Annotated in this window: 20 protein-coding genes; 7 read left to right on the top strand and 13 right to left on the bottom strand. The window is 73.6% G+C overall.

Annotated elements, in window-relative coordinates:
• Positions 1–56: 56 nt before the first annotated feature.
• The 7 genes from QP089_RS11840 to QP089_RS11810 form a co-directional block, all read right to left on the bottom strand.
• Entirely contained in the window at positions 57–2,090 is a 2,034-nt protein-coding gene (locus QP089_RS11840) for a type 2 periplasmic-binding domain-containing protein (protein WP_285911576.1), read from the bottom strand.
• On the bottom strand, positions 2,090–2,458 hold the full coding sequence (locus QP089_RS11835) for a hypothetical protein (RefSeq protein ID WP_285911575.1): 369 nt from the start codon (positions 2,456–2,458) through the stop codon (positions 2,090–2,092). Before QP089_RS11835 ends, QP089_RS11840 begins: the two co-directional genes overlap by 1 nt.
• Before the next feature lie 4 nt (positions 2,459–2,462).
• Complete coding sequence (locus tag QP089_RS11830; protein ID WP_285911574.1) at positions 2,463–2,780, bottom strand: hypothetical protein; 318 nt, start codon at positions 2,778–2,780, stop codon at positions 2,463–2,465.
• Positions 2,777–2,962 (bottom strand): hypothetical protein, encoded by a 186-nt coding sequence (locus QP089_RS11825; RefSeq protein WP_285911573.1) that lies wholly within the window; start codon positions 2,960–2,962, stop codon positions 2,777–2,779. Before QP089_RS11825 ends, QP089_RS11830 begins: the two co-directional genes overlap by 4 nt.
• Before the next feature lie 144 nt (positions 2,963–3,106).
• A complete protein-coding gene (locus tag QP089_RS11820) occupies positions 3,107–3,904 on the bottom strand; it encodes a DUF2637 domain-containing protein (RefSeq protein ID WP_285911572.1) in 798 nt (265 codons plus the stop codon).
• On the bottom strand, positions 3,901–4,101 hold the full coding sequence (locus QP089_RS11815; protein WP_285911571.1) for a hypothetical protein: 201 nt from the start codon (positions 4,099–4,101) through the stop codon (positions 3,901–3,903). The genes QP089_RS11820 and QP089_RS11815 overlap by 4 nt, the downstream gene beginning before the upstream one ends.
• 60 nt (positions 4,102–4,161) lie before the next feature.
• Positions 4,162–4,764, bottom strand: coding sequence for a DUF6907 domain-containing protein (locus tag QP089_RS11810; protein WP_285911570.1), 603 nt, complete (start codon positions 4,762–4,764; stop codon positions 4,162–4,164).
• Positions 4,765–5,304: 540 nt separating this feature from the next.
• On the opposite strand from QP089_RS11810, the gene QP089_RS11805 reads away from it, so the two are divergent.
• On the top strand, positions 5,305–6,396 hold the full coding sequence (locus tag QP089_RS11805) for an AAA family ATPase (RefSeq protein ID WP_285911569.1): 1,092 nt from the start codon (positions 5,305–5,307) through the stop codon (positions 6,394–6,396).
• On the opposite strand, the gene QP089_RS11800 is transcribed toward QP089_RS11805, so the two are convergent.
• Both QP089_RS11800 and QP089_RS11795 read right to left on the bottom strand, forming a co-directional pair.
• Positions 6,377–7,036: a response regulator gene (locus QP089_RS11800; protein WP_285911568.1), complete on the bottom strand. Its 660-nt coding sequence runs from the start codon at positions 7,034–7,036 to the stop codon at positions 6,377–6,379. The genes QP089_RS11805 and QP089_RS11800 overlap by 20 nt on opposite strands.
• Complete coding sequence (locus QP089_RS11795; RefSeq protein WP_285911567.1) at positions 7,033–8,175, bottom strand: sensor histidine kinase; 1,143 nt, start codon at positions 8,173–8,175, stop codon at positions 7,033–7,035. The genes QP089_RS11800 and QP089_RS11795 overlap by 4 nt, the downstream gene beginning before the upstream one ends.
• 165 nt (positions 8,176–8,340) lie before the next feature.
• Between QP089_RS11795 and QP089_RS11790 the strand changes: the two genes are divergently transcribed.
• Both QP089_RS11790 and QP089_RS11785 read left to right on the top strand, forming a co-directional pair.
• Positions 8,341–9,807 carry an MFS transporter gene (locus tag QP089_RS11790; RefSeq protein ID WP_285911566.1) on the top strand — a complete coding sequence of 489 codons (1,467 nt, stop codon included), beginning with the start codon at positions 8,341–8,343 and terminating at the stop codon, positions 9,805–9,807.
• A gap of 40 nt (positions 9,808–9,847) precedes the next feature.
• The gene (locus QP089_RS11785) at positions 9,848–10,228 is read left to right on the top strand and encodes a cupin domain-containing protein (RefSeq protein ID WP_285911565.1); all 381 of its coding nucleotides are present in this window, start codon (positions 9,848–9,850) and stop codon (positions 10,226–10,228) included.
• Positions 10,229–10,253: 25 nt separating this feature from the next.
• Here QP089_RS11785 and arfB read toward each other — a convergent pair whose 3' ends face one another.
• The gene (gene arfB, locus QP089_RS11780; protein WP_285911564.1) at positions 10,254–10,679 is read right to left on the bottom strand and encodes an alternative ribosome rescue aminoacyl-tRNA hydrolase ArfB; all 426 of its coding nucleotides are present in this window, start codon (positions 10,677–10,679) and stop codon (positions 10,254–10,256) included.
• A gap of 92 nt (positions 10,680–10,771) precedes the next feature.
• On the opposite strand from arfB, the gene QP089_RS11775 reads away from it, so the two are divergent.
• Entirely contained in the window at positions 10,772–11,605 is an 834-nt protein-coding gene (locus QP089_RS11775; RefSeq protein WP_285911563.1) for an oxygenase MpaB family protein, read from the top strand.
• A gap of 183 nt (positions 11,606–11,788) precedes the next feature.
• On the opposite strand, the gene QP089_RS11770 is transcribed toward QP089_RS11775, so the two are convergent.
• Positions 11,789–12,898: a S1C family serine protease gene (locus tag QP089_RS11770; protein ID WP_285911562.1), complete on the bottom strand. Its 1,110-nt coding sequence runs from the start codon at positions 12,896–12,898 to the stop codon at positions 11,789–11,791.
• 418 nt (positions 12,899–13,316) lie between these two features.
• Here QP089_RS11770 and QP089_RS11765 point away from each other — a divergent pair, with 418 nt between their 5' ends.
• Both QP089_RS11765 and QP089_RS11760 read left to right on the top strand, forming a co-directional pair.
• A complete protein-coding gene (locus QP089_RS11765; RefSeq protein ID WP_285911987.1) occupies positions 13,317–14,048 on the top strand; it encodes a response regulator transcription factor in 732 nt (243 codons plus the stop codon).
• Positions 14,048–15,706: a sensor histidine kinase gene (locus tag QP089_RS11760; protein ID WP_285911561.1), complete on the top strand. Its 1,659-nt coding sequence runs from the start codon at positions 14,048–14,050 to the stop codon at positions 15,704–15,706. Before QP089_RS11765 ends, QP089_RS11760 begins: the two co-directional genes overlap by 1 nt.
• A 182-nt stretch (positions 15,707–15,888) precedes the next feature.
• Here QP089_RS11760 and QP089_RS11755 read toward each other — a convergent pair whose 3' ends face one another.
• Complete coding sequence (locus QP089_RS11755) at positions 15,889–16,326, bottom strand: peptide deformylase (RefSeq protein WP_285911560.1); 438 nt, start codon at positions 16,324–16,326, stop codon at positions 15,889–15,891.
• Between the two features lie 101 nt (positions 16,327–16,427).
• On the bottom strand, positions 16,428–17,408 hold the full coding sequence (locus QP089_RS11750; RefSeq protein ID WP_285911559.1) for a hypothetical protein: 981 nt from the start codon (positions 17,406–17,408) through the stop codon (positions 16,428–16,430).
• 361 nt (positions 17,409–17,769) lie between these two features.
• Here QP089_RS11750 and QP089_RS11745 point away from each other — a divergent pair, with 361 nt between their 5' ends.
• Entirely contained in the window at positions 17,770–18,291 is a 522-nt protein-coding gene (locus tag QP089_RS11745; RefSeq protein WP_285911558.1) for a gamma carbonic anhydrase family protein, read from the top strand.
• Positions 18,292–18,346: the final 55 nt, after the last annotated feature.

Genomic DNA, 18,346 nt, shown 5'->3' with positions numbered 1-18,346 from the left:
ACGCGAGAGCCCCCACCCGGTCACGTGACGCGGGCGGGGGCTCTCGGCTGGACGGGTCAGACGGTGACCGGCTCCCGGCCGTCCAGCGGCGCGAGATCGGCGATGGTGTACCGGGTCGTGGCCTCCGAGTCGTCCTCGTCCAGCACCCCGCGGTCGACCAGCTCGCGCAGCACCTTGTACGACCAGCCGCGGGAGGAGTTCCCGGTGGCGTCGCGGACCAGCATCAGCTCCGGGTCCGCCGCGGTGAACGTCAGCCGCCCGGTCTGGGCGCGGTGCCGCAGCCAGTCGTGCACCAGGCCCCGCGCCGCCGGAGGGCTCATCTTGGTGCCGGTCGGCTCGGGGATGACGAACCGGGCGGCCTCGTCTCCGGTCGGCTCGGTCACCTCGTCGTCGGGGCCCGCGACGATCGACGGGTCCGGGTCGGGCTCGGTCTGGTACTCGCTGACCGCGTCGCCGGCGTCGTCGTCCTGGTCGTCGTCGACCTCGCCGGCGGGCGGCTCGTCGGGGACGGGCTGCAGCGGGATCGGCGGGTGCACCAGCGTGCTGGACAGCGCCGCGGTGAACTCGTCCACGGTCTTGCCCGCCGCCGGCCACTGCGCGACGTGCGCCCTCATGGCCGCGTTCGCGGCCCGGTCGGTGTCGCCCCACGCGTAGGTGCGCAGCGGCACCGCGTAGTGCGTCTCAGGGACGCCAGGGACGTCCAGGTACGCCATCCCGGGCTGATGCTCGCCCCACAGCTCCGGCGACGCCCCCGCTTCCTTCTGCCGCTCGCTGAGCCCGAACGATGCGTCGTCGGAGTCGGCGACCCCGAAGCACATTTTCCCGAGCTGCCCGCGCGCGATCGTCGGCATCTGCGAGTAGTCGCTGCGCTGCAGGCTCATGACGATCCGGCCGCCGGCCGAGCGCAGCTCCTTGACGATCTGCAGGAGCTTCTCCTCGTCCTTGGAGCCGAGCTCGTCGAACACCTTGGCGGCTTCCTCGATCCAGATGATCCAGAACGTCAGCCCGCATCCCTGCTGCCACTTCTGGTAGCCGTGTTCGGCGAGCCACTTGGTCCGCTGGGGGACCTTCTTGTGCAGGGCGCGGATGAACTCCACCAGCTCGGACTTGGTGGTGATGAACCGGTGCAGCCCGCCGCGCATCGGCCCGAACGTCTGCGCGTCCTTGGCCAGGTCAACCGCGAAGATCGCGGCGTCGTGGCGGGTCATGATCTCCGCGCAGAAGTTCCAGCACCCGCCGATGGACTTACCGGCGCCGGACTGCCCCATGATCTGCAGGTGCCCGTCGACGAGCACGGGCAGCACCGGGTTCATGTCCTGGTAGACCCCGATGCGCAGCGCCTCGGCGATCGACCCGCCCGGCCGGTACGGGCCCGCCCACGGGATCGGGCGCTTCATCACCCGCGGGTCGGTGACCGTGACGTGCATCCGTGAGTGGTCGTCCTCGTCGCCGGCCAGCACCACCGACCCGGGCGGGAACCGCAGCCCGCCCTCGATCGCGTCGACCTTCTTCAGCACGTCCGCCGGGGTCTTCTCCCCGGGCGGGAGCTGCAGCCGCCCCTTGATGGCGTGCTCGGACACCTCGGTCGTCCGCACCGACGCGCCCTTGAGCCCGAACGCTTCCTTGGCCTGGTCGAACGTGCGGCCGAGCGGGTCGGGGTGCCGGTCGTCGTCGAGGTTCCCGCGGCGGATCACGGCGCGGATGTTCCACGCGACCGCGACGGCGCCGCCGGCGAAGAACCACGCCCCGAGCGTGAACCCCTGCGTCGGGCCGGTGATGGTCGCGACCGTGAACCACAGGCCCCCGCCGCCGGTCGACACGGTGGAGTGCGCGCGCCCGATCAGCCCGCGGGTGTGCGAGACGAACCAGGTCAGCGCCGCCAGCGCCACCGACGCCAGCGCGCCGAACATCGCCACCCACGTCACCGCCGGCGGGGCGCCCCACCGGGCGTGAGAGACCGCGGCGACCACGAACAGCAGCGCCAGCAGCGCCCACGGCGGCACCAGCACCCCGATCCGCGACACCGCGGCGACCACGATCCGCTCCGCGGTCGCGTCGCCGGCCAGCTCGAGCGTCTGCTTCTTGGCCATCACAGGCTCACATCCCCGCCGCCGTGGTGGCGGCCGCCGCGGTCGTCGATGTCGAGGAACTCGCGCCGGTAGGTGATGTTGAACTTCACCGCTTCGGCGCTGATGCCCTGGCACAGGTCACGGGCCCGCTTGAGGTGGCGGGACACCAGCTTGGCGCGGACCCACACCTCCGCGACCCGCAGCGTCGGCACCTGCTTGCGGACCTTCCACATCGCCGACCGTGCCGCCTCGGCGGAGGTGTCGAGCTCGGCGGCCATGTCGTGCGCGAACCGCTGCGTGCCCTTGGCGTACTCGGCGACGGCCCGGCCGACCTGCCCGCGGAAGTGCAGCTCGCTCAGCTTGTCGAGCCTGCGCTCTCCTGATGCCATCGGCTCACCTCCCCAGGAAGTGGTGTCGGTAGGAGCGCTCGAACTGGCGGGCTTCCTCCGCCAGGCCGTGCGCGAGGTTCTGCGCCCGCCGCAGCCGTTTGGCGACCCGGCGGGCCTTGAGCTTGGCGTCCAGCCCGAACAGCAGCGGGTGCCCGTGCAGCGACTCCATGGCCGCCTGCGCGTCCACCGCGGCCATGTCCAGCTCGAACTGCCAGCGCCGCGCCAGCACAAACAGCTCCTCGCTGTAGAGGTGGAACGCCGACGTCAGCGACCCGGTGAACTGCACCGTCGCCAACTCGTCGATGTTGCGGTCACGGCTCACCGGGGCCGCCTCCAGGTGATCGGCGACCGGAACCGCGGCGTCCGCACGTTGGCCCCGATGTAGAAGCCGGCGCCGATCAGCCCGGCGCCCGACGCGACGGGTACAGGGGCGGCGAGCAGGTACGTCAGCAGCAGGTACACCCCACCGCCGACGATGCCCGCGAGCATCAGCAGATCGAGCACGGTCGGGCGCCGTCGCGTCCGCCGGGTACGGCGTACTCGCCGCGTACTCCTGCGAGGGGACATGATGGAACTTCCTTCTGTGTGAGGGAGCCCGGCCCCGGGCGGCGTCTTGGTCGATGAGCGCCCGGGGCCAGGTCAGGGGCGTTACTTGGTGGCGAGTACGGCGAGGTAGTCGCGTACCTGCTGTGCGCGGGCCTGGCCGCAGCCGAGGGCCTCGCGGATCGGCCGGACGCCCGGAATGCGGCCGCTCTGCAGGTGCTCGGCGAACTCCTCCCGAGCCCGCGCGAGTACGTCGGCGGGTACGTCGGGCACACCCGCCTCCGGGTCGTCGTCGGAGGCCTCGCCCTCGAGCGCCTGGTCGTCGTCCTCGGCCGTCCGGCCGTCCCGCTCGGGTACGGGCACGGGTACGGTCTCCAGCTCTGGCAGCGGCCACCACGGCAGCGCCACGGCGTCGGGCTCGGCCGCCTTGAGCGCGTACTCGTCCGGGACGTCGTCCACCGGCTCGGCGTCCTCGATCGCCTCGGCCTCGAGCGCGGCGAGGTCCTCGGCGGGCTCGGCCGCCCGGCCGCGCCGGATCATCCCCATGAGCAGCTCGACGACGACCACGAGCGTGACCGCCGGCCACGCCGCGATGACCGCACCCACCGGGCCGTGAGCGATGCCGTGCAAGACGTTGACCGCGACCGTCGCCCCGATGCCCAGGGCCAGCGCGGGACGCGCCAGGAACGGCACAGGGGCGCCGCGGCGGGCCGCGTCCAGCAGCACCATGCTGGCGACGTAGACGAGGCCGTCGATGGTGAGCGGGACCAGGCGGCCGGTGCTGCCCGGCTCGCCGTGCGCCCGCGCCACGTCCAGCGCGTGACGGTAGGAGACGTAGGCGGCGATGGCGCCGATACCGACGACGACCGCGGCCGTGCTCGCCCGGATCGCAGAGACCTTCATCGGAGCACCTCCCCGCGCTCGTCCTTGGTGACGTAGTCGAGCGGCTCGGCGAGGTCCTCGCGGAGCATCCGCGCGGCGGTCGAGACGCTCGCGGCGCCGTTCACCACGGCGTTCAGGGTCCCGATGACCAGGGCCGTACGGTTGCGGCGCACGGCCGCGCGGGCGCCCCAGCCGTCGCGGTCGGCGGGCTCCGGCACGTCGCAGCATGTCGCGGAGCGCGGCGAGCAGCTCGCGGGTCTCGGTGGTCAGCTCGGCGGTCATCGGCCGCCCTCCCGGCCCTGCTCGGTACGCCCGTCGACGGCGGCGCGGCTGGCGCGGACGACCAGGCCGACGACGACCGCGACCGTCTCCGGCTCCCACCCCGCGAGCCAGCCGAGGATGCGGCGGTCGTACGCGCCGAGTCGGACGCCGGCGGCCGCGCACGCCGCGTTCAGGCGCGCCATGTTGAACCGGCCCATCGTGCCGAGGTCGGTCACGTTCCCATACGCCTCGCGCACGGTCTCGGCCGCCTGCTGCTCGGTCTCGTACGGGCCGAGGTCGGTGGGGAGCCCGGCCGCCTGGTGGCTGCGGAGCCGCGCGGCGGCGCGGGTCAGCAGGGTGACGAGCGCGTCGGTCTCGTCCGCAGTGGCATCGAAACCGTCCACGTCGCCGCCGGAGCCTCCGGGGTACGGGGCGGTGTGCGGCCAGCGCGCCGCGACGTGGGGCGAGACGACCCGGTCCCCGGCGGGCGTCGCTGGCGCTTCGAGGGACACTGTCAGCGGCTCGCCCTGGACGGTGATCGTCCCGACGTCGCTGTGATGGCGGACGAGGTAGTCGGTGGTCTTGTGGTCTCCGCTGCACCACGGGGGGCAGCCGGTCATACGATCGTTCATTGGGTCCGGGCCTCTCCGGATCAAGGCCCCGGCCGGTGCTTTGATCACCGCGTCCGGGGCCGCCTCATGTTCGGGCGGCGGGTGCGCTCGAGGGCGCACCGGACCTTGATCGGGGGACCGCGCGGGCGACCGTCCCTCTGTTCCGTCTCTGTTCCGTCACATTGCCTGATGACCTTGAACACGATGTAACACGGTGAACGTAGTTTTACCAGGTCAGAGGCTATATATAGATGATCGCCGCAGGTCGTAGGCTTCTCCGGAAGGAAGGTGCCGTTCATCGAGTACTACGGCTGATCCCCGAGTACTACGGCTGACCCCCGCGCTCGCGCGCGGGCCCGCCGGCGACCGGCGGACCGAGACCCGGACGCCCGTCCCGACCACCCCCGGGACGGGCGTTCGCGCGTCCCCGCCGCCCTCGCGCACCGGCCGGTGGCGCGGGCGTGTCATCGTGCGGAACGCGCCCGTTGTGAGCGTCCCGGCTCGTCGTTATCGTCGGTGCGGCGTCCGATCCCTCGGAATGGAGAGGTGATGGACGTCGCTGCGGCGCCGCCGGTCGTCCCGAACGGAACACCGTCCCCGCTCGCAGGGCGTTCGGTGCTGCTCGCGTCCGTGGAGTCACGGCTGTCCGCGAACGGCGGCGCCGTGCTCACCGGGCCCAGCGGCATCGGCAAGACGGCCCTGCTCGAAGCCCTCGGGGCCGCGGCCGCCGCGCGCGGCGAGCTGGTCCTTCGGGTCGCGGGGACGCAGACCGAGCGCTGGGTGCCCTGCTCGGGGCTGGCGGAGCTGCTCGACCAGCTGCCCGCCGGCCTCACCGCCGGCCTGCCGAAGGACCGGCTGACCGGACGGCCCGACCCGCACCTGCTAGACGCGCCGGGCCGGCCCGCCGTGGACCATCTGGCGTGCCGGCTGGCCCTGCGCGGGCTGCTCGCCCGCTGCGCCGAGGAGCGTCCCGTCCTGCTGCTCGTCGACGACGCGCAATGGCTGGACGCCGAGTCCGTGCACGCCGTCCGCTACACGGTGGGCCGGATCGCGTCCCGCGGCGTCCGCGCGGTCGTGGCCGGACGCTGGCCGGACGAGCTCGCGGGCGGGGAGACCGGCGGAGGCGCGGGCGCGGCGGCCTGGGCTCCGGCGCCCGGTGCCGTGCACATCCCCGTCCCGCCCCTCGGGCCCGACGAGCTGGCGGAGATGTTCGCCGGCTACGGGCTGCCGGTGCGGGTGGTGAACACGCTGCACTCCGACTCCGGCGGCAACCCGTTCCTGGCCCTCGCACTCGGCGGCGCCTTCACCGACCGCGTCCCGAGGCACTGGCGTCCCGCGCCGCTGCCGCAGCGCGTACAGGCCGTGATCACACAGCGGCTCGGCCTGCTTCCGGACGAGACCCGCGAGACGCTGCTGATGGCCGCGCTGGCGATCCGGCCGACGACGGACCTTCTCCGCCGCGCCGGACGAGCCGAGGAAGCCCGCGACATCCGGCAGGCCGCCGGACTGGGACTGCTGGTCTCCGAGGGCGGCGGCATCCGGTTCACACCACCCGCGCGGCGCCGGCCGCACCGGCCGAGGGCGACCGGTGCGGCCGGCACTCCGCCGGGACGGCGCGCCGTCAGGTGCGCCGCGGGGTGACCAGGCCGGACTCGTAGGCGAGCACCACCAGCTGGGCGCGGTCCCGGGCGCCGAGCTTGGTCAGCGCCCGGCTGACGTGCGTCTTCGCCGTCGTCGGGCTGATCACCATCTGGGCGGCGATCTCGTCGTTGGACAGCCCGCGGGCCACCAGCGCGGCGACCTCCCGCTCCCGGTTGGTCAGCACGCCGAGCGCCTCGGGCGCGGGCGCGGGACGGCGGGTGACGTACTCGCCGATCAGCCGGCGGGTGATCGCGGGCGACAGCAGCGCGTCGCCGCGGGCCGCGACCCGGACGCCCTGCACCAGGTCGGCGGGCTCGGTGTCCTTGACCATGAAGCCGCAGGCGCCGGCGCGCAGCGCGTTGAAGACGTACTCGTCGAGGCCGTAGTTGGTGAGGATGACGACGTGGACGCCGCTCAGCCGCTCGTCGGCGGCGATCAGCCGGGTCGCCTCGATGCCGTCCATCACCGGCATCTGGATGTCGACCAGGGCGACGTCGGGCCGGTGCTCGACGGCGAGCGCGACGGCCTGCTCGCCGTTCGCGGCCTCGGCCACCACCTCGATGTCGTCCTCGATCTCCAGCAGGGCGCGGAAGCCGCCGCGGATCAGCGCCTGGTCGTCCACGAGCAGCACGCGGATCACGCCGGTCCTCCGAGGGGGAGTTCGGCGCGGACGGTGAAGCCGCCCTCCGCGCGGGGTTCGGCGCGCAGCCGTCCGCCGAGCGCCGCGACGCGTTCGCGCATGCCGAGCAGGCCCTTGCCGGGCACCGGCGGCGCGTCGGCGTCGGCCTTGCCGTCGTCCTCGACCTGCACGACCAGCGTCTCGTCGCCGTAGTCGAGGCAGACCGCCGCGGCCGCCCCGCCGGCGTGCCGGGAGACGTTGGTGAGCGCCTCCTGGACGATCCGGTACGCGGCCCGGTCGACCTCGGGCGGCAGCCCGCGCCGCTCGCCGGAGATCGTCACCGTGGCCCGCAGCCCGGCCGAGCGGGCCCGGTCGACCAGGTCGTCGAGCCGGTCGAGGCCGCTGGCCTGGGCGTCCCCGTCGGAGCGGTCGGAGTCGCGCAGCACCTCCAGCGTGGCGCGCAGCTCGCGCATGGCGTCGCTGCCGGCCTCCTGGATCGCCAGCAGAGCGGGAGGCACGTCCTCGCCGCGCCTGCGCGCCAGGTGGACGGCCACCCCGGCCTGGACCTTGATGACCGAGATGCTGTGCGTCAGCGAGTCGTGCAGTTCGCGGGCGATGCGCAGTCGCTCCTCGCCCGCGCGGCGCAGCGCCGCCTCCTCGCGGGTGCGCTCGGCCTCGGCCGCGCGCTGCTCGGCCTCCTCCAGGTATGCCTGCCGGTGCCGGGTCACTGTCGCGGCCACGCCGGCCGCGACGAACCAGCCGACCAGCAGGGAGATGCTCTGGAAGTTCTGCCCCGCCCCGTCGGCGCCGGGCAGGTTCACCGCCAGGCCCGCCCCGAGGAAGGCCGCGCTCACCAGCGCCGCGGCCACCCGGTGACCGGCGCTGACCGCGGCGAACACCGCCACCATCACCGGGTAGGCGACCGCCGGGCCCGGCTGGGTGCGCGCCGCGACGACGAGCATGCACGCCGCGCTGGCGAGCAGCGTCACCAGGGGCGCCCGCCGCCACGCGAGCAGCGCGGCCGAGCCGCCGAGGACGGCGGCGAGGTCCAGCGCGTCCGCGCTCGGCGTGTAGAGCATGACGACCGTCAGCAGGACGGCCATCGCCGCGGCGAGGAGGCCGTCCTGGAGGAGCGGCCGCCGCGGGTCGAGGAACATCATTTGTGCAGATTACGGGCTTTCCCGGCGGTCGTCCTCGGCGCCGGGGCGTATCAATCCACTACTCCCTGGGAAGTAGTCGCGCCGAATCTGCGCCCCCGGTGCCACGCGCAGGAGTCTTCCCCGGCACGACGACCGGCGGCCGCCCTGGAGAACACGATGTGCGGCATGCATACGATCCAGGAAGAACCGGTCGTCCGGTCGGCGATACGGCCCGGACTCACGCTCGCCGTCGTGGCCGTCGTGCAGTTCATGGTCTCGCTCGACCTGTCCGTCGTGAACGTCGGGCTCCCGCGCATCGCGAGCGGCCTCGGGTTCAGCGCCGTCGGCGTGACCTGGGTGATCCACGCCTACGCCCTCACCTTCGGCGGGCTGCTCCTGCTCGGCGGCAAGGCCGCCGACCGGTACGGCCGCAAGGGGATCCTCGTGGCCGGGCTCGCCCTGTTCGGCGTGGCCTCCCTCGCCGGCGGCCTCGCCCAGGAACCGGGGCACCTCGTCGCAGCCCGGGCCGCGCAGGGCGTCGGCGCCGCCGCCTTGGCCCCGGCCGCGCTGGCCCTGCTGACCGCGACGTTCCCCGCCGGACGGGCGCGCGTCCGGGCCTTCGGTGTCTGGAGCGCGGTGAACGCCGCCGGCGGCGCCCTCGGCGTCCTGATCGGCGGCCTGCTCACCCAGTACGCCGGGTGGCGCTGGGTGATGTTCGTGAACGTGCCGATGGCCGCTGGCGCGCTCGCCCTGGCCTGGCGCGGCGTCGCCGCCGACCCGCCCCGCGCCCGCGGCGGCCGGCCGGACGTCCTCGGCGCCGTCCTGGCCACGGCCGGCATGTCCCTGCTGGTGTTCGGCGTCGTCCGGACCGACCGGTACGCCTGGACCTCGCCGGTCACCCTGGGGACCCTGGCGGCCGCCGCCGTGCTGCTCGCCGCGTTCGTCCTGGTCGAGCGGACCACCACGCGGGAGCCGCTGCTGCGGCTCGGCCTGTTCGCCAATCGCTCGGTCACCGGCGCGAACGCCTACAACCTGCTGGTCGGCGCGGCCATGGCCTCGTCGTTCTACTTCATGTCGCTCTACCTGCAACGCGTCCTCGGGAACGGTCCCGCGCTGACGGGCGTCCAGTTCGTGCCGTTCGCGCTGGGCGTGGTCGTCGGGTCGGTGCTCGCGATCAGGCTCGGCTACCGGCTGTCGCCCCGCACGCTCCTGGTCACCGGCGCGCTCGTGACCGCGGCCGGGTTCGCCCTGTTCGGCCTGATCCGTCCGGACGGCTCGTACGCCGTCGACGTGCTCGGGCCGTCGATCGTCGCCAGCATCGGCTTCGGGCTGTGCCTCGGACCGGTCGTGTCCATCGCCACCGCCGGCGTCGCGGCCCGCGAGACCGGCACCGCCTCGGGCCTGCTCGCCAGCTCCCGCCAGATCGGCGCCTCGCTCGGGCTCGCCGCGCTCGGCACCGCGGCCCACGACCGCACCGGCGACACCGTGACGCTCCGGTCCCTCAACGACGGGTACGCGCTCGGCCTGACCCTCGGCGCCGCGCTGCTGGTCACCGCCGCCCTCATCGCCCTCGCCGTCCTGCGCCGCAGCGGCCCGCCGCCGGCGGCCGAGGGGCAGGCCGCCGACCGCCGGCCCGTCCCCGCCGAGGGCTGACCGGTCCGTTGCCCGACCACCGCAGGAAGGACGTCCCGCAATGACCGTCACCGCGATCGACCTGTTCACGTCCAAGCTCCGCCTCCACCCGGGCGGACGGATCCGCGCGGAGAAGAGGACGGACGACCCGGAGCCCGACGGCTGGCAGGTGCGGGCCTTCCACGCCAAGACCGGCGCCGACGTCCACTCCGACCACTGGGAGGTCCATCCCGAGGCCGAGGAGGTCGTGTCCTGCCTCATCGGGAAGATCCGCCTCTACCTGCGTCCGGAGCGGCCGGGGCAGGGGGAGGAGGAGATCAGGCTGACGGCCGGGACCGCCGCCATCGTCCCGCGCGGGCGATGGCACCGCATCGAGCTGGACACCCCCAGCAACATCATGGCCGTCACGCTGCCGCGCGGCAGCCGGCTGGAGAAGCGGTGACCCGGCGGGACCGTCCGCCGGGAGGTCAGTCCCAGCGGCGGGAGCGCTGGCGCTTGATGTTCGAGCGGCGTTTCTTGTTCTCCAGCCGCCGCTCGTTGATGCCGCGCGGGACCTTCTTCGGGACGCGCTTCTTCGGCGGCGGGGCGGTGGCCTCGGCCAGCAGCGCGCCGAGCCGGGCCCGCGCGGCGTCGCGGTTGCGGGCCTGCGAGCGGTACTCCTCGGCGCGGATCGTCAGGACGCCGCGGACGAGCCGTCCGGCGAGCCGGTCCAGCGCGCGGGCCCTGAGCGGCTCGGGCAGGGACGGGGACGCGGCGACGTCGAAGGACAGCTCGGCGGCGGTCGCGCTGGTGTTGACGTGCTGCCCGCCGGGTCCCGAGGAGCGGGAGAAGCGCCAGCCGAGCTCGGACTCCGGGATGAAGACCGAGCCGCGGACGTGGATGTCGTCGGGCATGCCCCGATTATCCCCGCCCGGCGACGATCATGTCGTCCGGTTTTCCGGGCCCGGGGTGCGGGTCATGCAAGTACTTACTTACACTGATCGCCATGACCGAAGGACGGTTCCAGGACGGCGACCTCATCCGCCACATCACCCGGGAGGGCGCGCTGATCGCGGCGGGCGGGGCCGCGTCGCTGCTGCAGACCGCGCACCCGAAGGTCGCGCAGGGCGTCTACGACCACAGCTACACCGCCGAGGACCCGCTGCGGCGGCTGCGCAACACCATGGGCTGGCTGTACGCGGTGCAGTTCGGGACGCGGGAGGAGGCGGAGACCTTCAGCGCCCTGGTCACCCGCGGGCACGCGCAGGTCACCGGCCCGGACTACGAGGCCAACGACCCGGAATTGCAGGTGTGGGTGGCGGCCACGCTCTTCGCCGTCGCCGCGCAGTTCTACCAGTTGCTGTTCCGTCGCACGTTCACCGAGGACGAGTTGGCGGAGTTCTACGGCCAGACGAAGGTCTACGCGACGATCCTCGGCTGCCCTGAGGAGCGGTTGCCCGCGAGCTACCGGGATTTCCGCGAGTACTACGCCGGGATGCTCAACAACCTGAAGATCAGCGACGCGTCCCGGGCGATCGCCGACCAGGTGCTCAACCCCCGGCTGCCGGGCGGCCCGCTGAACGCGCCGGGGCTGGCGGCGATCCGGCTGATCACCGCGGGCCTCATGCCGGCGCCGATCCGCGAGCAGTACGGGTGGAAGTGGAACCGGGCGCGGCGGCTGCGGTTCCGTCTGCTGATGGGGGCGCTGTCGCTGGTGTATCCGCGGCTGCCGCTGCGGGTGCGGACGCTGCCGCGCGAGTACTACCTGCACAGCACCCGCAAGATGCTGGCGAAGGCGGCGGCCGGGCGGCGGCCGGCGCTCCGGGTGCCGTCGAACTGAACGTCCTGCCGGCCGGTGCATGGGGAACGGCCGCGTGACCCACAGGTAGGTCACGCGGCCGCTCTCCCATGCCGGGCCGCACCCGGTACCCGGCCCGGCCCCGGGTACGGCCCTCGCACCGGGACGCGCCGCCCGTCCGCCCGCTCCCCCCAGAGCATGGACGGGCACCGCTCCCGGTGAGCCCTACAGCGACGCGCTCGCGATGATCTTGTCGGCGGACTTCTTCGCCTGGTCGATCGGGATCGCGAAGCCGACGCCGATGTTCCCCGAGCTGCTGCCCGACGTGGCGATCGCGGTGTTGACGCCGATCACCTGCCCGGCGCTGTTGACCAGCGCGCCGCCGGAGTTGCCCGGGTTGATCGCCGCGTCGGTCTGGATCGCGTTCTCGATCACGGCCTCCTGCTGCTGGGACAGCTGCCCCTGCAGGCCGGGCGGCAACTGCTGCCGGCCGCCGCCGGAGTCGCCCTCCTGCACCTGGCGGCCGAGCGCGCTGACGATGCCGGACGTCACCGAGCCGCTGAGGCCGAGCGGGTTGCCGACCGCGAGGACGGAGTCGCCGACGGCCAGCTTGCCGCTGTCGCCGAGCGTCGCGGGCTTCAGCCCGGACACGCCCTGCGCCTTGATCACCGCGATGTCGTTGGCGGTGTCGGCGCCGAGCAGCGTCGCGGGCGCCGTCTTGCCGTTGCTGAACTTCACCGAGAGCTGACCGCCGTCGGACACGACGTGCGCGTTGGTGAGGATCACCCCGTCCGAGCGCAGGATCACCCCCGACCCCTCGCTCTCGCTCATCTGCGACCGGCTGCTGATCGACACCACGCTCGGCTGCACGGCGGCGGCGACCTGCGCGGTCGTGCTCGCCTTGCTGGAGGCGCCGGAGACGGCGACCGGGCTGGAGTAGACGGTGTCGTGGCCGGTGAAGGCCATCGCCACCGCGGCGCCCGCGCCGCCGGCGCCGACGGCCAGCGCCGCGCCCGCGACCAGCGCCGCGACCTTCTGCCGGGCCGTCCACATCGGGCCGCGGCGGGCCGGCTCGGCGGCCTCGGCCTGCGGGACGTCCCAGTGCGGCGGTCCGGCGGCACCGGCGCCCGCCATCGGCGCCGCGTGCCAGGCTCCCGGCTCCTGCCACTGCCCGTGCGGGGCGAAGCCCGGCCGTCCGGGCCCCATGGGCTGGGGCCGTGTCGCGTGCTGGTCGGATGCCGCCTGCTGGTCTGCTGCTGCGCGCCGCCCGGATCCGGCGACGTGCCGATCCCAAGCCTGCTGCTGCTGTGGCTCCTCGGGCCTGCCGGTGTCCATGTGAACTCCCTCGTCTTGCCGTCGCCTATGAATCTGCGCCGGAGTTCTGGAACCCACCTGGACCCGACCTGAAAGTGTGCTGGATAAGGTCCGCATCAAAAAACCGCGGCCGGGAGGGCGATGCGGCGTGTCGCCCTCCCGGCCGCGGTGGCGAGGAAGATGGCCAGGGCGCGGAGATCCGGTCCCTGTCCGGACCGGGGCGCGCCCTGTGCCGACTACTCAAGCGCACGTACCTGAACGTTCCCTGAATCCCCGCCTCCGGATTCCCGAGCATCGCGCGCCCGCCCCGGCCGCCGGGGAGGCCGCGGCGGGCGGACGTGGGACGCGCGCCGGGTGGAGGGAATGCTCGGCTCACCTTCAGGGGACGTTCAGGTTCGGGTGGGAACGTCGAAGGCGACCCTGGAGGGAGAGCGTGTCATTGGTTGAACGGACGGCGAACGCGGGCGTGGGCGCGCGCGCACCCGAGGCGACGCTGCTCGTCGTCGAGGACGAGCCGAACATCCTGGAGCTGCTGGCCGGCAGCCTGCGCTTCACCGGCTTCGAGGTGCTGACCGCGACCAACGGCGCCGACGCCGTCCAGTCCGCGCGCCGGCACCGTCCCGACCTGATCGTCCTCGACGTGATGCTGCCCGACATCGACGGCTTCGACGTCGCGCGGCGGCTGCGCTCCGGCGGCGACCACACCCCGGTGCTGTTCCTCACCGCGCGCGACGCCGTGCAGGACCGCATCAAGGGCCTGACGATCGGCGGCGACGACTACGTCACCAAGCCGTTCAGCCTGGAGGAGGTCATCGCGCGGATCCGCGCCGTGCTGCGCCGCTTCCGCGGCGGCGTCGCCGAACCTCCGCCCCGGATGGTGTTCGCCGACGTCGAGCTGGACGAGGACAGCCACGAGGTGTGGCGTGGCGGCAAGGCCGTCCAGCTGTCGCCGACCGAGTTCAAGCTGCTGCGCTACTTCATGGCGAACGCCGGACGCGTCCTGTCCAAGGCGCAGATCCTCGACCACGTGTGGAACTACGACTTCCGCGGCGACGCGGGCATCGTCGAGTCCTACGTGTCCGCGCTGCGCCGCAAGGTCGACAACGTCGAACCGCGCCTCATCCACACCTTGCGCGGCGTCGGTTACGTCCTGCGAGAGCCTCCGGCCTGATGGAACCGCGCGTCCCGGGACCCGTTCCCGCCGGCGCCGCGCCCGCCCCGTACGGCGACCGTCCGGCGGCGTCCGGCACGGGACCGGCGGACGGCACGCGGGCCGACGGCCTGGGGAACATGTCCGGTGCGTACGCCGCGTACCCCGGCGGGGAGGCGCCCCAGCGCCCCGGTGCGCCGCACCGTTCGCGCTGGCCGGCGTGGGTGCGCCGGCTGTGGAGGCGGTCGCCGCTGCAGATCAAGCTGATCGCCGGGATGCTCGTCCTGGTCACCCTCGGGCTGACCGTGATGAGCGCGGCCGGCACCTCGGTGCTGCGCCAGTACCTCGTCGGGCGCGCCGACGACCAGCTCCGCTCCTCCGTCGGGCGCGTGATGATCCAGGTGACCCAGCAGGGGCTGCGGGTCGACGTCCGGGTGCCCAGCGAGATGTTCGCGCAGGTCCGCGACGCCGACGGGCGCCCGGTCCGGCAGAGCCCGGCGGTCGGCGAGCGCGGCTACCCGCGGCTGCCCGCCGGCCTCGGCGGCCGGATCGACCGGCCGTTCACCGTGTCCGGGACGGGCGGGTCGAGCGCGCAGTGGCGGGTGCTCGCCGAGCCGATCCCCGGCACCGGCGCCACCGTCCTCATCGCGGTCAGCCTGGCCGAGGTCCAGCGGACCGTGAACCGGCTCATCGCCATCGACGTGATCATCGGGCTGCTGGTGCTCGCCGTGCTGGCCGTCCTCGGGGTGTGGGTGGTGCGCGCCAGCCTGCGCCCGCTCGCCGAGGTCGAGGAGACCGCCGGCGCGATCGCGGCGGGCGACCTGTCCCGGCGCGTCCCGGAGGCCGATCCGCGCACCGAGATGGGACGGCTCGGCCGGTCCCTGAACGCCATGCTCGCGCAGATCGAGGCCGCGTTCGGCGCCCGCGCCGAGTCGGAGGCGGCCGCCCGGCGCTCGGAGGAGACGGCCCGCCGGTCCGAGGAGCGGATGCGGCGGTTCGTCGCCGACGCCAGCCACGAGCTGCGCACGCCCCTCACCGCGATCCGCGGGTTCGCCGAGTTCTACCGGCAGGGCGCCGCCCGCACCCCCGAGGAGATCGGCCGGATGATCGGCCGGATCGAGGAGACCGCCAACCGGATGGGCCTGCTCGTCGAGGACCTGCTCCTGCTGGCCCGGCTCGACCGCCAGCGGCCCATCGAGCGGCGCCCGGTCGACCTGCTCGCCGTCGCCGCCGACTCCGTCCAGGAGGCCCGCGTCGTCGCGCCGGACCGCTCGATCGAGCTCTCGGTCGAGGGCGGCCTGGCCTACCAGGTGCTCGGGGACGAGCCGCGCCTGCGGCAGGTCCTCGGGAACCTGCTGGCGAACGCGGTCGCGCACACGCCCGCGGGCACGCCGGTGGAGGTCCGGCTGTCCCCGGGGACGCTGCGCGGCGCGCCCGCCGCCGCACTCGAGGTCGCCGACCAGGGCCCCGGGCTCTCACCCGACCAGGTCGACCGCGTCTTCGAGCGCTTCTACCGCGCCGACCCGTCGCGGACACGCGAGGACGGCCGCACCGGCACCGGCCTCGGGCTGGCGATCGTCGCCGCCCTCGTCGCCGCGCACGACGGCCTGGTGGAGGTCGACTCCACGCCGGGCGAGGGCGCCACGTTCCGCGTGCTCCTGCCGCTCGACGCCGGCTGAGCGCGGTTATCCACAGAACGACGTTCCACTTCTGCCCTGGGCGCAGGGGCCGGAGCATGGGCTCATGGGGAACGCACAGATACGCGTCAGGGGCGCTGGAGATCCCGGATCGCCCGCATCGCCTCGCGCCGCACGTCTCCGGAGAGGACGTCGATGTAGACCTTGCCGTCGAGGTGTCCGCACTAATGCTGCAGGCAGCGGGCGAAGTATCCGGTGCCCTCCACGCGGACGGGCCTGTTCCGCACGTCCACGCCCTCGACCACCGCGTGCGCGTGGCGTGCCGTCTCGAAGCGCATGCCGGGCAGCGACAGGCATCCCTCCGACTCGACCAGCAGCTCCCCGTCGGCGGCCACGAGAACCGGGTTGACGACGTGGCCGACGTGCCTGCGCCCCCGGTCGTCCTCGCAGTCGTACACGAAGACCCGCAGGCCGGAGCCGACCTGGTTGGCGGCCACGCCCGCGCCGTCCTGCTCGTACATCGTGACGAACATGTCGTCGACCAGCCTCTCCAGGGCCGTGTCGAACGTCCGCACGGGATCGCACTCGGTGCGCAGCACCGGATCCCCGAGAAGCCGGATCGGCCGGGCGGTTCCGTTGCGCGTGGTGGTCCTTTTGCTCACCCGGATGATCCTATGCGGCGGTCCTCATGACGAAGCGGTACGTCCGGCGTGGGGCCGGACGCACCGCTTCGGGGACCCGTGACGTTCTGCGGGGCTCGGGATCAGCTCTGGTCGGCAGGGCCGCGCGGGGCCGGCGGCACGATGGGGGCCGGACCGGCGGGCGGGCCGGCCTCGGGGTCCTCGACCGGCCGCGGCGCCTTGGCCTGCGGCGGCACCGGCGGAGCGGGCGCCGCGGCCGCGGCCGGGGCGTCCGGCTCGGGCTTCTTCATGGACGGCGCCGGGGCCGGAGCCGGCGCGGGCTTGGCCGCGGCCGGGACGGGCTTCGGCGCGGTGGCGGCGGACGGAGCGGGCTGGGCCGGAGCCGGCTGCTTGCGCGGCGGCGACTGCCGGACGGCGTCCTCGACCATCTTCTCCAGCGGGCCGGCCTCGTTCTCGGCGGTCAGCAGCCGGTGCAGCGTCTCGCTGATCTCGGTGAGCCGCTGCAGCGCCTGCGTGTGGTTCTTGGTCAGCGCGGTGAGCCGCTGGGTGGCGCCCTCGTTGATCACGCCGGCGCGGCGCTCGGACGCGGTGAGGGTGCGCTCGGCCTCCAGCCGGGCGCTGGTCACGGTCTGCTCCGCCTCCTGCTTGGCGGCCGACAGCACGCTGTCGGACTCCTTCTTGGCGGCGGCGAGCATGTGGTCGGCCTTCTCCTGCGCCTGGGAGAGGTTCTTGTCGGCGTGCGCGCGGGCCTCGTCGACGATGCGCTTGGACTCCTGCTCGGCGTCCTTGCGGATCTCGGCGACCCTGGCCTCGGCCTCGGCGATCTTGTCCTGCGCCTCGTCCTCGGCCAGGTTGATGATCTGCCGCAGCCGGTCGCTCAGGTCGTCGCCGGTGGGCTTGCGGGCCTCCCGGACCTCCGCCATCTCCCGGCGGACGCGCTCGGCGTCGTCCTGCGCGCGGGCGAGCCGGGCCTCGAGCTCGCGGTGCTTTTGCTGGGCGCGGGCGATGTAGTCGTCGACCTGGCGGCGGTTGTAGCCGCGCATGACGATCTCGAAGGACTCGTCTTGGAGGAGGTTCGGCAGGATTTCGGCTTCGTTGCTCATGATGCCTTGGGGGGTCGTTGGCGGGGGTATCACCCCGTCAGGGTCGGTTTTGCGAATCCTCACCCGCCGGGTCAGCGGGCCCGTAGCAGAAACGTCAGCTTCGACTCTCGTGTGATACGCCCCGGTCGCGCAACCGGAACGCCCTTCTCGCTGCCGTTTCTTCACCTGGGTTGGAGCGACAAACTATCCAATTTCACGAAAAAACGCCCCCCCCAGAACCCCCGTGTCGCTCCCCACCCCCACCAAAACCGCCCGACCGCGTCCTGTCAGAGATACCCACCGCGCCGCTTAGGTGGGGCCGCGATCGCTGGGGTGAGGGGAGGAGGGAGCGGTCGGGGGACGACGGCCTAGCATCGGGCGCATGAGCTATGTGGGGTCGCTGGGCGAGGACGAGCCGAAGATCCATGCCGAGGCGTGGGTGGCGCCCGGCGCGGTGGTGGTCGGACGGGTGACGCTGGGACGGGCGTCCAGCGTCTGGTACGGCTCGGTGCTGCGCGGCGAGGACGAGGAGATCGTGGTCGGCGACGAGTGCAACATCCAGGACCTCAGCTGCCTGCACGCCGACCCCGGCATGCCCGCCGTCCTGGAGGACCGGGTCAGCCTGGGCCACAAGGCCATGGTCCACGGCGCGCACGTCGAGACGGGGTCGCTGATCGGCATCGGCGCGATCGTGCTGAACGGCGCCCGGATCGGCGCGGGCACGCTCGTCGCGGCCGGCGCGCTCGTCCCGCCCGGCAAGCAGATCCCGTCGGGCGTCCTCGTCGCGGGCACGCCCGGCAAGGTCGTGCGCGAGCTCAACGACGGCGACCGCCTGGTGCTCGCCCACACGCCCGACATCTACATGCAGAAGGCACAAAGCCACAGCCAGGCCACCTGGCGCTGACCCCATCCCCACTGCCCGGGGTGTGACGACGCAGGCGGGCCGCTTCGCGTTGGAC

The sequence above is a fragment of the Actinomadura opuntiae genome (assembly GCF_030283205.1).
GTDB lineage: Bacteria > Actinomycetota > Actinomycetes > Streptosporangiales > Streptosporangiaceae > Spirillospora.
The sequence above is the reverse complement of the archived record's forward strand: the minus strand, read 5'-3'. Positions and strand labels throughout refer to the sequence as shown.